The organism is Noviherbaspirillum sp., assembly GCF_035254685.1.
Lineage (GTDB): Bacteria > Pseudomonadota > Gammaproteobacteria > Burkholderiales > Burkholderiaceae_D > Noviherbaspirillum.
The window spans coordinates 1-14,376 of record NZ_DATFAI010000004.1 but is presented as its reverse complement, the minus strand read 5'-3'; the positions used below and the strand labels follow the sequence as shown (position 1 = coordinate 14,376).

Sequence of the window (14,376 nt, the reverse complement as noted above, 5' to 3'; positions counted from 1 at the left end):
CGGGTTCTGCGGATATAGCCCGGTCAGGCGGATCCGGGCTGTGGCTCCAGCACGAATCCAAAACGGCTGGCGACGGCGTCGCTGGCGACATGGTTGACCGGAATGCACGTGCCCTGGAAATCCAGCGCCAGGTCCGTGCCCTCCTGCGGCTTGTCGAGCCATGCCAGAATCTGTTCGTCGCTTGCTATCGCGCCGCCAAGGTGCAGGCGCTGCAGGCATTGCGCCATGTCGCGATCATCCACGACGGCGATTTTCTCCCCGCCCTGCAGGAGCAGGTGTCCAGCCTCGGTCATCCATGCGGCCTCGATCTGCCGCAGCGGCTCGCGCGTGTGAAGGACGAAACCTTCCGCCGGGTCGGTATGCGCGATGTACGGCGCGACTTCCAGTGTGACATAGACGCGTTGCGGTCCGTTCTGAAAGTACCAGCGGCCTTGCTCGTCGTGCGTGTAATTGCGGTTGATGAATCCAAGCAGGGCCGCGTTGGTGATCCGGTCACCCGGTAGCCGGAGCGCTTGTGCACGCTCGTCGCGCATGCGCCAGTTGCCCCGCCGGTCAAGCGCCAGCCAGCCATAACAATGCGGTACGTTGGGCCACTTGGCCATTGCCTGCTTGACGATGTCATCTAGCATCCTTCACCTTCCAGAAAATGCAGCATGCGTTGCGGCAGCCAGTCGATGCGGCCCGGCGGCCCGCCTACTGCGAACCCGACGTGCCCGCCGTGTTCCGGATATTCCAGCTTCACACAGGATGACGCAGTGCGTGGCAAGTGACGCGCGGGCAGGAACGGGTCGTTCCGCGCGTTCAGCACCAGCGTCGGTACGGTAATGTCCGGCAAGACATGCTTGGCGCTTGCGCGGTCCCAATAATCGTCGACGTCCCGATAGCCATGCAGCGGGGCGGTGACGATATTGTCGAATTCGTACAGGTTCCGCGCGCGAAGCATGGTGTCGCGGTCGAACAATGATGGGAACTGCTTGAGTTTCTGCAGGCATTTCGGCTTCAGTGTCTGCAGAAACGCGCGGGTATAGAGCATGTTCAGTCCGCTTGACAGCGCCTCACCGCCGCCGGCCAGATCCAGCGGCGCGGAGACGGCGCAGGCAGCGTCGACGAACTCCGCTCGGTGCTGCGACTCACCCAGCCAGCGCAACAGGACGTTGCCTCCGAGGGAAACGCCGGTGACATAAAACTTCGCGCTGCTCGCCTTGTACCTGTCTGCAAGCCGGCGAATGATCCAGTCCACCTCTTGCGCGTCGCCCGAATGATAGAAGCGTGGCGCATGGTTCATCTCACCCGAGCAGCCCCGGAAATGCGGCACCGCGCCGGACCAGCCGAGCGAAAGGATCCGCGCCATCAATGCCCGTGCGTAATGGCTGTCGGAGGAACCTTCAAGTCCGTGGAACAGCACGATGAATGGGCGCCCCGTCTGACCGTCGGCAAAATCGATGTCGATGAAATCGCCATCCGGCGTCTCCCAGCGTTCGCGCCGGTATGCCACCTTCGGCTTTGCAATGCACGTCGCCGGATAAATGGTCTGCAAATGTCCGCCGGGGAGCCAGGATGGAGCGGGGTAGTTCATTCGGCCTTCCTCATGGAGTGCGCCCCCTCAATGCAGCAGTGCCGTTATCCTTGCATCCGCCGGCGCTTCGCCCGGTACTACGGAGGCGTGATGCGATACGAGGCGCCAGCCGACAGGCGTCTTCATGTAGACGTTGGTCGCGAGTATGTGGATGTCCTGCTGGCGTGTCGTGGTGCGATGCACTTCCTCGATGATGTTGTGTACGGAGGTCATTACATTCTGCGTCACATGCAGCTGCACAGGCTGGATCTGCACGCCGCCCTGCTCAAAGATCGATTCCCAGGATGAGCGGATTGCAGCATGTCCGATCAGGCGTGGCGAGCCGGGGTGGATGCAGACGACTTCTTCATCATCGGCCCACAAGGACATGACAGCCTCGATGTCGGCGCGGCTGATGGCGTCATAGAAGGCTGCTTCAGTCTCTTCGGCGCTTTCGAGCAACTTGTTAATTTTTGGCATGATCAGTAGTGGGAAACGCGCGAAGTTAATGCGCCAACAAGGCTATTCTAACGCCTGTTCGAACGCGGGCCGGGAAGGACGATCTGAGCAAAGGATGTGCGAAATCATTCGCCATTCGACTTTATGCGATCCAACCATGCAGGGAGGCTGGAGGGTGGGCAGGAAAAGCTTGTTAGGGGAACGAGAGGCCTGTTGCGGGAAATGCATGCGGCCGGGGGAAAGCCCGCGGCAAGCGTTGCTGCCGCGGGAGAAGGTGGTCTGTCAGTGTCCCTTGACAACCGCGCCGGGTTTCAACCGGTACAAGGTGCCGCAGTAGGGGCACTTCGATTCGTGGTGCTCATTGAGCGCCAGGAACACGCGCGGATGCGACGACCAGATCGGCATTGCCGGGTTGGGGCAATAGGCGGGCAGGTCGTCACCGCTCAGTTCGACATAGCTCGCGTTCGTGTTTGCTTGGTTCATGGCATTTTCCTGAAGGGGTTAAACCAGTGTGAGCCAGTGTTCGTATTGCGGCGCCTTGCCGGCGACCACGTCGAAGAACAGCGTCTGCAGTTTTTCGGTGATCGGTCCGCGCTTGCCTGCGCCGATCTGGCGGTTATCGAGTTCGCGGATTGGCGTGATCTCCGCGGCGGTGCCGGTGAAGAAGGCTTCGTCGCAGCAGTACACTTCGTCGCGCGTGATGCGCTTTTCGATCACTTCGATGCCGAGGTCGCGCGCCATGGTCAGCACGGAATCGCGCGTGATGCCGTCCAGGCAGGAGGCCAGGTCGGGCGTGTAGATCTTGCCGTTCTTGACGATGAAGACGTTTTCGCCGGAGCCTTCCGACACGTAGCCTTCCGTGTCGAGCAGCAGTGCTTCGTCATAGCCGTCGGCGAGTGCTTCCTGATTGGCGAGGATTGAATTGATGTAGTAGCCGCAGGCCTTCGCGCGCACCAGCGACACGTTGACGTGATGGCGCGAGAACGACGATGTCTTCACGCGAATACCTTTGGTCATGCCGTCTTCGCCGAGATAGGCGCCCCACGGCCAGGCAGCGACGGCAACATGGATCGTGTTGCCCTTGGCGGAGATGCCGAGCTTTTCGGAACCGATCCAGACCAGCGGACGCAGGTAGCAGGACTCCAGCTTGTTTTCGCGCACCACCTGGCGCTGCGCCTCGACAATGGTCTCCATGTCGTAAGGCATCGGAAGCTGGAAGATCTTGGCGGAATTGAACAGGCGCTGAGTATGTTCCTTGAGGCGGAAAATCGCGGTGCCCTTCGTGGTCTTGTAGGCGCGCACGCCCTCGAACACACCCATTCCGTAATGCAGCGTGTGCGTCAGCACGTGCACCTTGGCGTCGCGCCATTCGATCAGTTCACCGTCTTTCCAGATTTTTCCGTCGCGGTCGGCCATGGACATGTCGTATTCTCCAAAAATTGTCGCAAAGCCTCGATTTTACTCCGGATAGTTCCATGTGAGACAGAGGGCGGATCAAGCGAATTCGACCCGGCCGCGTCGCAACGGCGAGACGTGAATTGTGATGCCACATTGCCTATGCCAGCAACTTGGGGTGCGTCCGGCGGGCTCGAAAATTCATGGGTAGAATGTCGGGTTCGTGCCGCTGACGGGCCGCTTTTTTTGAAAGCTCGGCTGTTCGCTTTGCCTCATCGCGGCCCGTACATTCTTCCATTGTCAAATCTTCAAGCAGGGGCGTTCGGCTGGTCTGGCCGATTGCCCTCGGGCGAGGTGTTGTCCCACAAGCCATGAGCAATTCAGACGCAGTAATGACACAGCAGACGCCCATCGATCTGGAAAAGCGCGCGTTCCGCGAGGGCGTCAAGGCATGTGCGCCGACCATGGCGGGCATCTTTGCCTGGGGCATGGTGACCGGCATGGCCATGGTGAAATCCGGCCTGACGCTTTGGCAGGCGCTCGGCATGACCTTCATCGTCTTCGCTGGTTCAGCGCAACTGGCGGCCCTGCCGGTGATGGCAGCCGGCGCGCCGGTCTGGGTGGTGTTTCTGACGGCGCTGGTCGTCAATCTGCGATTCGTGATCTTCGCCGCGGCCATCGCGCCGCATTTCGCGCATCTGCCTTGGTACAGGCGTGTCTGGCATGGCTATTTCAATGCTGACATTACCGTTGCCCTGTTCCCGCGCCGATTTTCACCGGAAACGGCTCACCGGACGGTGGGGAAGGTCGGTTATTACAACGGTATCTGCTATCCGAACTGGTGGGCATGGCAGAGCGGTTCGGTGATCGGCATCCTGATGGCGAGCCAGATTCCGCAAGGCTGGGGCATCGGGTTTGCCGGCACGCTGGCCTTGCTGGCCATCACCATTCCCCTGATCATCAACTCCGCGGCGCTGGTCGGCGTTGCCGTTTCTGGCATGACCGCGGTCGTCGCCGCATCCCTGCCGTACCGGCTTGGGTTGCTGGTCGCAGTGATCGTCGGCATGGCCGCCGCCATGCTTGTCGATTCAATTCTCGAGAAGAAAAAGGAGCATGCATGAGCGATGGTTACGTGTGGGTGACGATCGGTTTCCTGACCATCGCCACCATCCTGACGAGAAGTTCCTTCTTCTTTCTCGGGCATGCCGTGAAGCTGCCGCCGAAGGTGCAGCATGCGTTGCGTTATGCGCCGGCAGCGGCGCTGGCGGCGATCGTCGCACCCGACCTCGTGTTCGTCAATGACAGTCTGCAACTCGCCTGGACCAATCCGAAACTGATGGCCGGCGTAGGCGCGACGCTGTTTTTCCTGGCGACCCGACACTTGCTGGGAACCATCGTCGCCGGGATGGCTCTGTACACCTTGCTGCGTATCACCTTGTGAGCTGAAAATCGTTTTTTGCGACTAGGCGCTGCGGTAAAATAGCGCTTTTTCCATTCTTTCAATACTTGTCTGGCAGCCATGCAATTCAATCGATTGAGCGACCTCATCGCACGCAACCAACTCCAGGGCAAACGCGTATTCATTCGCGCCGATCTCAACGTTCCGCAGGATGATGCCGGCAACATCACCGAAGACACGCGCATCCGTGCTTCGGTGCCGGCCATCCAGCAGGCTGCGCAGGCCGGCGCCGCTGTCATGGTCACGTCGCACCTCGGACGTCCAACCGAAGGCGAGCTCAAGCCGGAAGACTCGCTGGCGCCAATTGCCAAGCGTCTGTCCGAACTGCTCGGCATGCCGGTCGAACTGAAGCAGAACTGGGTTGACGGTGTGGACGTGAAGCCGGGCCAGGTGGTCCTGCTGGAGAACTGTCGCGTCAACAAAGGCGAGAAAAAGAACAGCGACGAGCTTGCGAAGAAGATGTCAAAGCTGTGCGACATCTACGTCAACGATGCCTTCGGCACCGCACATCGCGCCGAAGCGACCACGCATGGCATTGCCAAATATGCCCCGGTCGCCTGCGCTGGTCCGTTGCTGGCGGCCGAGCTGGATGCGCTCGGCCAGGCGCTCGGCCAGCCGCGCCGCCCGCTGGTCGCCATCGTCGCCGGCTCCAAGGTGTCGACCAAGCTCACCATCCTAAAATCGCTGGCCGAGAAGGTCGATAATCTGATCGTCGGCGGCGGCATCGCCAATACCTTCATGCTGGCAGCCGGCCTGAAGATCGGCAAGTCGCTGGCCGAGGCCGATCTTGTCAGCGACGCGAAAGCGATCATCGATATGATGGCGAAGCGTGGCGCCTCCGTGCCGATCCCGGTCGATGTCGTCTGCGCCAAGGAGTTTTCGGCGACGGCAACGGCCACCGTCAAGGATGTGAAGGACGTGGCCGATGACGACATGATCCTCGACATCGGACCCAAGACCGCAGACCAGTTGGCGCAGCAGATTGCGCAGGCGGGCACCATCGTATGGAACGGCCCGGTCGGCGTGTTCGAATTCGATCAGTTCGGCGAGGGCACGAAGAAGCTGGCGCTGGCGATTGCCGGCTCAAAGGCGTTTTCAATCGCAGGTGGCGGCGATACGCTGGCGGCGATTGCCAAGTACAACATCGCCGATAAGGTCGGGTATATCTCGACTGGCGGCGGCGCCTTCCTCGAATTCCTGGAAGGCAAGACGCTGCCTGCTGTCGACATTTTGCAGCAGCGCGCGCAGCAATAACCATCGCGAGCGGCAAGCCGCCGCTCGACAAGGCTTGTGAAATGATCAGAGCTACGAAAATTGTTGCCACCATCGGCCCCGCATCAAGCGATCCCGACACCCTCGTAAAGATGATCAATGCCGGCGTCAATGTGGTGCGCCTGAACTTTTCTCATGGAAAAGCGCAGGATCATATCGAACGCGCGAGCATGGTGCGCCAGGCTGCGACTGCCTGCGGGCGCGAAGTGGCGATCATGGCCGACCTGCAGGGGCCGAAGATCCGCATCGGCAAGTTCGAGCACGGCAAGATCTTCCTTGAGAGCGGCAGCAAGTTCGTGCTCGATGCCGATTGCGAACTTGGCAACCAGGCGACAGTCGGCCTCGATTACAAGGAGTTGCCGCGCGACCTGAAACCGGCCGATGTGTTGCTGCTCAATGATGGTCTCATCGTGCTGGTCGTCGACAAGATTGTCGGCAGCGCGATCCACACCACGGTGCGAATCGGCGGTGAACTGTCGAACAACAAGGGTATCAACCGCCTCGGTGGCGGCCTGTCGGCGCCGGCCCTGACCGCGAAAGACATGGAAGACATCAAGACGGCGATGAGCTTGCAGGCCGATTACATCGCCGTGTCCTTTCCAAAGAACGCGACCGACATGATCATGGCGCGACAACTGGCAAATATCGCCGGCGAGCCCACCAGGCACAAGCCGCAGATGATCGCCAAGATCGAGCGCGCCGAAGCGATTCCGCTGCTGCAGGAAATCCTCGACGCCTCGGACGGCATCATGGTGGCGCGCGGCGATCTCGCCGTGGAGGTCGGCAATGCAGCGGTGCCCGCGCTGCAGAAGCGCATGATCCGCATGGCCCGCGCATCGAACAAGCTGGCCATCACCGCGACGCAGATGATGGAATCCATGATCGTCAACGCGGTGCCGACCCGGGCGGAAGTGTCGGATGTTGCCAATGCGGTACTGGATGGCACCGACGCCGTCATGACCTCGGCCGAAACCGCCTCCGGCAAGTATCCGGTCGAAACCGTGGAGGCGATGGCCGCGATTTGCCTCGAAGCGGAAAAGTCCGACGTGGTGAAGCTCGATGCCGACTTCCTGAACGTGACATTCACCCGCATTGACCAGTCGATCGCTTATGGCGCACTGTTCACGGCCTATCATTTGCGGGTCAGGGCAATCGTCGCACTGACCGAATCCGGTTCAACTGCCTTGTGGATGAGCCGGCACAATATCGACATCCCGATTTTCGCGCTCACGCCCATTCTCGCCACGCAGCGCAAGGCAACGCTGTATCGGAACGTCACGCCGCTGGAGCTGGAGCATTCGAGCGACCGCGACGCCGTGCTGAAAACCGCGCAGGATTTGCTCCTCGCCAAAGGTGTCGTCCAGAATGGTGACATGATTGTCGTCACCTGGGGCGAACCCATGGGCCAGGTCGGCGGAACGAATGCCCTGAAGATCATGAAGGTCGGAGAACACTAAATTTTATTGTCTGGAGAACCACTATGCCTCTCGTATCCATGCGTCAACTGCTCGACCACGCTGCCGAAAACGGCTATGGTCTGCCCGCATTCAACGTCAATAACCTGGAGCAGGTCACAGCCATCATGCAGGCAGCCGATGAAGTTGGCGCGCCGGTGATCATGCAGGCTTCCGCAGGCGCCCGCAAGTATGCCGGCGAAGCCTTCCTGCGCCACCTGATCGAGGCAGCGGTCGAAGCCTATCCGCACATTCCTGTCGTCATGCACCAGGACCACGGCCAGTCGCCGGCGGTGTGCATGGCTGCGATCAAGTCCGGCTTCACCTCGGTGATGATGGACGGTTCGCTGATGGAAGACGGCAAGTCGGTCGCCAGCTACGAATACAACGTCGACGTCTCGCGCGAAGTGGTAAAGTTTTCTCACGCGATCGGTGTGACGGTTGAAGCGGAACTGGGCGTGCTCGGTTCGCTGGAAACCATGAAGGGCGACAAGGAAGACGGTCACGGCGCGGAAGGTACGATGACGCGCGACCAGCTGTTGACCGACGTGAACCAGGCGGCCGATTTCGTCAAGCTGACGCAATGCGACGCGCTCGCCATCGCGATCGGCACGTCGCACGGCGCCTACAAGTTCTCGCGCAAGCCGACCGGTGACATCCTCGCCATCCAGCGCATCAAGGAAATCCACGCCCGCATTCCGAACACCCATCTCGTGATGCACGGCTCCTCCTCGGTGCCGCAAGAACTGCTGGCCGAGATACGCCAGTTCGGCGGCGACATGAAGGAAACCTATGGCGTGCCGGTCGAGGAAATCCAGGAAGGCATCAAGCACGGCGTGCGCAAGATCAATATCGACACCGACATCCGTCTTGCCATGACCGGCGCGATCCGTCGCTTCTTCATGGAGAACCCGTCCAAGTTCGATCCACGCGAATACCTGAAGCCGGCCCGTGAAGCCGCCAAGGCCATCTGCAAGTCGCGTTTCATCGCTTTCGGCTGCGAAGGTCAGGCTGGCAAAATCAGGCCGGTTTCGCTCGAAAAAATGGCCGAAAAGTACAAAAAAGGTGAGTTAGCACAGATCGTGCAGTAAAATTGGAACCCGCTCAATATCCTGCTGCGCAGTCCAAACCCGGACCTGCGATGCTCGCCGTACTATCTGTACGGCTGCGCTTCTCGATCCGACCCTGGACCGCTCGCGACGAATCTTGAACGGATTCCCAGCCTTGGAAAGGAACAACCGGCGGCGTGTCAGGCACCCGCCGGTTTAGCTTTTTTGGAAAGCCTTTATGAACAGCCTCTACCAGTCCACCATCCAGTCTCTTCCGCTGCTCGGCCGCGGCAAGGTGCGCGACAACTACGCCGTCGGCGATGACAAGTTACTGATCGTGACCACCGATCGCCTGTCTGCTTTCGACGTCGTCATGAACGAACCGATCCCCGGCAAGGGCAAGGTGTTGAACCAGATGTCCAATTTCTGGTTCAGCAAGCTGGCCGACATCGTTCCCAACCATTTGACCGGCATCGACCCGGAATCCGTGGTGCGTCCGGACGAAGTGGAGCAGGTGCGCGGTCGCGCAGTGGTCGCGAAGCGCCTGAAGCCGATCCTGGTGGAAGCGGTGGTGCGCGGCTACATCATCGGCTCGGGCTGGAAGGATTACCAGGCAACCGGCACGATCTGCGGCATTGCATTGCCGAAGGGTTTGCGCCAGGCTGACAAGCTGACGACACCGATTTTCACGCCGGCCGCCAAGGCGGAAATGGGCGAGCATGACGAAAACATCAGCTTCGCCGACATGGAAAAACGCATCGGCAAGGAACTGGCCGCGAAGATCCGTGAAGTCAGCATCAAGCTGTACCAGACTGCGGCCGACTATGCCGCGACGCGCGGCATCATCATTGCCGACACCAAGTTCGAATTTGGCCTCGACGAGAATGGCACGCTGCACCTGATGGACGAAGTGCTGACCGCTGATTCCTCGCGCTTCTGGCCGGCGGATTCCTACGCACCGGGCATGTCGCCGCCGTCCTTCGACAAACAGTTCGTACGGGACTACCTGGAAACGCTGAAGGACTGGAACAAGACTGCGCCGGCGCCCGCATTGCCGCCGGATGTGATCGACAAGACCGGTGCGAAGTACCGCGAGGCGCTGCAGCGCCTGACCGGCGAGACCCTGAAGGACTGACATGACGCACCAGGCCAATCAAGCCGCTGCGCCGCTGGTCGGCGTGGTCATGGGTTCTTCCTCCGACTGGGAAGTGATGCAGCATGCCGTCGCGATGCTGAAGGATTTCGGTGTGCCGCACGAAGCACAGGTGATCTCTGCGCACCGCATGCCGGACCAGATGTTCGCGTATGCAGAGACGGCGCGCCAGCGCGGCCTGCGTGCGATCATCGCCGGTGCAGGCGGCGCGGCACACCTGCCGGGCATGATTGCGGCGAAGACGATCGTCCCCGTGCTCGGCGTTCCCGTGCCTTCGAAATACTTGCGCGGTGAGGATTCGCTGCTGTCGATCGTGCAGATGCCCAAGGGCATCCCGGTATCCACCTTTGCCATCGGTGAAGCCGGCGCAGCCAACGCGGCACTGACGGCGATCGCCATCCTGGCGACGACAGACGAACAACTGGCGGCGCGTCTGCAGGAATTCCGTGCACGACAAACTCAGGCCGCACTCGCAATGACACTGCCCGCATGAGCAGCAAGTTTACCCCCTTCGTTCCTTCTGCAACGCTGCCGGCTTGGCTCGGCGTGATGGGTGGCGGTCAGCTGGGCCGCATGTTCGCGCATGCCGCGCAGATGATGGGCTACAAGGTCGCGGTGCTGGAACCGGCGACCGATTGCCCGGCCGGCCACGCGGCTGATCATTTGCTGTGCGCGGATTACACCGACGAAGCGGCGCTCAAGGAACTGGCCGAACAATGCCTCGCAGTGACGACCGAATTCGAAAACGTGCCGGCGCAGAGCCTCGCCTTCCTGGCCGAGCGAACCTTCGTCGCACCGTCGGCGGCATGCGTGTCGATCGCCCAGGACCGCATTGAGGAAAAACGCTTCTTCACCGGATGCGCAGCGAGCTCGGGCGTGCTGCCCGCACCTTACATGGCGGTGACGAGTGCTGCCGATGTTGATGCGATCCCCGACGACCTTTTCCCCGGCATCCTGAAAACCGCGCGCATGGGCTATGACGCCAAGGGCCAGGTTCGCGTCAGGACGCGCGACGAGGCGCGGACAGCGTTCGCTGCATTGGATGGCGTGCCCTGCGTGCTGGAAAAGATGCTTCCGCTTGCCTATGAGGTCTCGGTATTGACAGCGCGCGGTGCGGACGGACAGTCGGTTGTCTATCCGATCGCTGAGAACGTGCATCGCGGTGGCATTCTTTTCACTACCACCGTGCCGGGACCGAACGTGTGCCCGGAAATCGCAGGCAAGGCGCAGTCGGCAGCACTGGCGATCATCGCGCAGCTCGGCTATGTCGGGGTGCTGTGCATTGAATTCTTCGTCCTGCAGGACGGCACGCTGGTGGTCAATGAAATGGCGCCGCGCCCGCATAACAGCGGCCACTACACGATTGATGCCTGCATCACTAGCCAGTTCGCGCAGCAGGTACGGACGATGGCGCACCTGCCGCTGGGCGATGTGCGCCAGCATTCGCCGGCGGTCATGCTTAACATTCTCGGCGACATCTGGTTTGAAGGCGACAGCGACGAGGTCCGCGAACCGGCATGGGACAAGGTGCTGGCGCTACCTGGTGCCAATCTGCACCTCTACGGCAAGGACGACCCGCGTCGCGGGCGCAAGATGGGACATGTGACGTTTGTCGCGCCGACACTTGCGCAGGCGCAAGAAAGCCTGCGTGCCTCCTGCGTTATCCTTGGAATCCAAGCCTGATTGAAAGGGAGCGCACGCGCCATGCCTGGAACGAGCCCCGAACGGGAAGCCATTCAATCCGCCGCTCGCATGCTCGAAGAGGGCAAGCTGGTCGCTTTCCCCACGGAGACGGTATACGGGCTAGGCGCGGATGCGGAAAACCCTGCCGCGGTCGCCAGGATCTATGCCGCAAAAGGCCGCCCGGCGAATCATCCGGTGATCGTGCATGTCGCACCGGGCGCCGATATCGGTTACTGGGCTGACACCATGCCGGTTGAAGCGGGCAAGCTCATCGATGTCTTCTGGCCGGGCCCGCTGACGCTGATCCTCAAGCGTGCGATGCATATTCCCGATGCGGTCTCGGGTGGGCAGGATTCCATCGGCCTGCGTTGCCCTTCACATCCGGTAGCAATGGCGCTCCTGAAGACATTCAAGGGCGGGAAGGGCGGCGTTGCCGCTCCGTCAGCCAACAGGTTCGGCCACGTCAGCCCGACGACCGCACAGCATGTGCGGGACGAATTCGGCACCGGCCCCGAAAGCCCTGTCGCCTGCATCCTCGACGGCGGGCAGAGCGAGGTCGGGATCGAATCGACCATCCTCGACCTGTCGCGCATGGAAAGCCATGGACCTGTGCTGCTGCGCCCAGGACATGTCAGTGCTGCCGAGATCGCCCGTGTCATTGGTGTACATCCGCGCCTGCCGGACGCGACAGCACCGCGGGCATCCGGCACACTCGAAGCCCACTACGCACCAAACACCCCCGTGGCACTGGTCGATCCGGAACAGTTGAACCACGTTCATGAACGGCTCGTCTTCAACGACCGGCGCGTTGCTTTGTTATATCGGACGATCGGCCCGATTCCTCTCGCCAAGGCCCAGGTCGGCATGCCTGCCACGTCGGACGGGTATGCCCATGACCTCTATGCCGCCTTGCGGTCGATGGACGAGGCAAGGGCTGACATCATCCTGGTGGAAGCACCACCGACAGGTCCGGAATGGCAAGGGGTCAACGATCGCCTGCGTCGCGCCGCGCACGACTCGGCGGGGGCATTGGGCCGATTGCTGGACGAAGCGCGATAGCGAATACCTGTTCGGTGCCTTCGTGCGCCCACGTCATCTTTCCCCTGGAAATGTTTAGAGCTTTGCTTTATCTCTAAATTTCCGCTGATGTTATCTAGTCAAGCTGTCGTTGTCGCTGCCATAATATTAACTTTCGGTGCGGAATTGCAATTTACTTTCCGTTTCGAAAGATAAAAAATCCAATTTCGGCAGAGGAGATTTCATGCGTCAATTCAAACTCGCAGCGGCCTTGCTGGCTACTGCGTTCCTGGCATCCTGCGGCGGCAACAGCAAGCCGCATTTCACTTCCCTGGTTTCTTTCGGCGACAGCTTGAGCGATGTCGGCACCTATGCCGTCGGCACGGTGGCGCAGCTCGGTGGCGGCAAGTACACGATCAACGGTCCGGACGGCAAGAACTGGATCGAGCTGATGGCGCCGAAATTCGGATTGAGCGCACCCTGCGCGGCGGAAACCGGCCTCGACGGCGACCCGGCGCAAGGTTTCTCCGTTCCTGTCACCAACTTCCCCAACTGCACGGCTTACGCACAGGGCGGCGCCCGCGTCACGGATCCTGTCGGTCCTGGCAACAAGTTGCTGGGCGGTGCAAATGCCGTCCTCGGCCAGCTCACCGTACCCGTTGTTACGCAGATCCAGACGCACCTCGCGCGCAAGGGCGGCAGCTTCGGCGGTTCGGAAATCGTGTTTGTGTTTGCGGGCGGTAACGATGTGTTCATGCAGCTCGCCACCCTGAATGCAACCATTGCCGCAGGCGGCGATCCCAACGCTGCCTCGACGGCTGCCGTGACGGCGATGGGCACTGCCGGTGCCGAACTGGCCGGTTACATCAAGACCCAGATCATCGGCAAAGGCGCGAAATATGTCACCGTGATCAACCTACCTGACGTGAGCAAGACACCGTTCGCCCTTGCGGAGAGCGCGCAGACCCAGGGGCTGATCAATACCATGGTTACGACCTTCAACACGCAGTTGTCGCAAGGCTTGTCCGGTCTCGATGTGCTGTATGTCGATGCCTACACTTCCAGCCGTGACGAGAACGCCAACCCGACGAAATACGGCTTCACGAATGTGATCTCGCCAGCCTGCGACCTGTCCCCGCAAAAGAATCCGCTCGGTTCGTCGCTGGTCTGCACACGCAATAACCTGATTGCCGGCGCAGTTGACAACTACGAGTTCGCCGACAGCGTGCATCCGACCCCGTTTGGCTACCGCGTGCTTGCCGACCTTGTTACCTCGGAGCTGGTGAAGAAAGGCTGGTTGTAAGCGGCGATACGGAAGATTTTGGCGGCAGGTGAGTAGTATCGAGCTTTAACCGCATCCGGGATCGGATGCGGTTTTTTTTCGCGAAGATAATTACTGGAATGCCTGGATGCCGGTCTGCGCCCGCCCCAGGATCAGCGCATGGATGTCGTGCGTCCCCTCATAGGTGTTGACCACTTCCAGGTTCACCAAATGACGCGCCACACCGAACCCATCGGAAATGCCATTTCCGCCCAGCATGTCGCGCGCCAGCCGTGCAATGTCCAGCGACTTGCCGCAGGAGTTGCGCTTCATGATCGAGGTGATCTCCGGCGCGGCCGTCCCTTCATCCTTCATGCGCCCCAGACGCAAACAGCCCTGCAGGCCTAGCGTGATCTCGGTCTGCATGTCGGCCAGCTTCTTCTGGATCAGCTGGTTCGCCGCCAGCGGCCTGCCGAACTGCTTGCGATCGAGCACATACTGGCGCGCGATGTGCCAGCACGACTCCGCCGCTCCCAGCGCACCCCAGGCAATGCCGTAACGCGCGGAGTTCAGGCAGGTGAACGGGCCCTTCAGGCCGCGCACCTCCGGGAAGGCATTT

At 60.9% G+C, this 14,376-nt stretch carries 16 protein-coding genes; 10 read left to right on the top strand and 6 right to left on the bottom strand.

Annotated features, from left to right (window positions below):
• Window positions 1–23: 23 nt before the first annotated feature.
• From VJ698_RS00725 to VJ698_RS00705, 5 genes are all read right to left on the bottom strand, one after another.
• A complete protein-coding gene (locus VJ698_RS00725; RefSeq protein WP_324100724.1) occupies window positions 24–629 on the bottom strand; it encodes a DUF2946 family protein in 606 nt (201 codons plus the stop codon).
• Window positions 623–1,576, bottom strand: coding sequence for a YheT family hydrolase (locus VJ698_RS00720; RefSeq protein WP_324100723.1), 954 nt, complete (start codon window positions 1,574–1,576; stop codon window positions 623–625). Before VJ698_RS00720 ends, VJ698_RS00725 begins: the two co-directional genes overlap by 7 nt.
• A 27-nt stretch (window positions 1,577–1,603) precedes the next feature.
• Window positions 1,604–2,035, bottom strand: a complete 432-nt coding sequence (locus tag VJ698_RS00715; protein WP_324100722.1) for a nuclear transport factor 2 family protein — start codon at window positions 2,033–2,035, stop codon at window positions 1,604–1,606.
• Between the two features lie 261 nt (window positions 2,036–2,296).
• Complete coding sequence (locus VJ698_RS00710; protein ID WP_324100721.1) at window positions 2,297–2,497, bottom strand: zinc-finger domain-containing protein; 201 nt, start codon at window positions 2,495–2,497, stop codon at window positions 2,297–2,299.
• 18 nt (window positions 2,498–2,515) lie between these two features.
• A complete protein-coding gene (locus VJ698_RS00705) occupies window positions 2,516–3,436 on the bottom strand; it encodes a branched-chain amino acid transaminase (protein WP_324100720.1) in 921 nt (306 codons plus the stop codon).
• Between the two features lie 365 nt (window positions 3,437–3,801).
• Here VJ698_RS00705 and VJ698_RS00700 point away from each other — a divergent pair, with 365 nt between their 5' ends.
• From VJ698_RS00700 to VJ698_RS00655, 10 genes are all read left to right on the top strand, one after another.
• Window positions 3,802–4,530 (top strand): AzlC family ABC transporter permease, encoded by a 729-nt coding sequence (locus VJ698_RS00700; RefSeq protein WP_324100719.1) that lies wholly within the window; start codon window positions 3,802–3,804, stop codon window positions 4,528–4,530.
• The gene (locus tag VJ698_RS00695; protein ID WP_324100718.1) at window positions 4,527–4,850 is read left to right on the top strand and encodes an AzlD domain-containing protein; all 324 of its coding nucleotides are present in this window, start codon (window positions 4,527–4,529) and stop codon (window positions 4,848–4,850) included. The genes VJ698_RS00700 and VJ698_RS00695 overlap by 4 nt, the downstream gene beginning before the upstream one ends.
• Before the next feature lie 78 nt (window positions 4,851–4,928).
• A complete protein-coding gene (locus VJ698_RS00690; RefSeq protein ID WP_324100717.1) occupies window positions 4,929–6,122 on the top strand; it encodes a phosphoglycerate kinase in 1,194 nt (397 codons plus the stop codon).
• Between the two features lie 41 nt (window positions 6,123–6,163).
• Complete coding sequence (gene pyk, locus VJ698_RS00685) at window positions 6,164–7,597, top strand: pyruvate kinase (protein WP_324100716.1); 1,434 nt, start codon at window positions 6,164–6,166, stop codon at window positions 7,595–7,597.
• Window positions 7,598–7,620: 23 nt separating this feature from the next.
• Window positions 7,621–8,685 (top strand): class II fructose-bisphosphate aldolase, encoded by a 1,065-nt coding sequence (gene fba / locus VJ698_RS00680; RefSeq protein WP_324100715.1) that lies wholly within the window; start codon window positions 7,621–7,623, stop codon window positions 8,683–8,685.
• Between the two features lie 196 nt (window positions 8,686–8,881).
• Complete coding sequence (locus VJ698_RS00675) at window positions 8,882–9,778, top strand: phosphoribosylaminoimidazolesuccinocarboxamide synthase (RefSeq protein ID WP_324100714.1); 897 nt, start codon at window positions 8,882–8,884, stop codon at window positions 9,776–9,778.
• 1 nt (window position 9,779) lies between these two features.
• On the top strand, window positions 9,780–10,289 hold the full coding sequence (purE, locus tag VJ698_RS00670; RefSeq protein WP_324100713.1) for a 5-(carboxyamino)imidazole ribonucleotide mutase: 510 nt from the start codon (window positions 9,780–9,782) through the stop codon (window positions 10,287–10,289).
• Window positions 10,286–11,479 (top strand): 5-(carboxyamino)imidazole ribonucleotide synthase, encoded by a 1,194-nt coding sequence (locus VJ698_RS00665; RefSeq protein WP_324100712.1) that lies wholly within the window; start codon window positions 10,286–10,288, stop codon window positions 11,477–11,479. The genes purE and VJ698_RS00665 overlap by 4 nt, the downstream gene beginning before the upstream one ends.
• Window positions 11,480–11,500: 21 nt before the next feature.
• Window positions 11,501–12,538 (top strand): L-threonylcarbamoyladenylate synthase, encoded by a 1,038-nt coding sequence (locus tag VJ698_RS00660; RefSeq protein ID WP_324100711.1) that lies wholly within the window; start codon window positions 11,501–11,503, stop codon window positions 12,536–12,538.
• 202 nt (window positions 12,539–12,740) lie between these two features.
• Window positions 12,741–13,799 carry an SGNH/GDSL hydrolase family protein gene (locus VJ698_RS00655; RefSeq protein ID WP_324100710.1) on the top strand — a complete coding sequence of 353 codons (1,059 nt, stop codon included), beginning with the start codon at window positions 12,741–12,743 and terminating at the stop codon, window positions 13,797–13,799.
• 90 nt (window positions 13,800–13,889) lie between these two features.
• On the opposite strand, the gene VJ698_RS00650 is transcribed toward VJ698_RS00655, so the two are convergent.
• Window positions 13,890–14,376: acyl-CoA dehydrogenase family protein (locus VJ698_RS00650; protein ID WP_324100709.1), on the bottom strand; the 487-nt coding region annotated here is incomplete at its 5' end.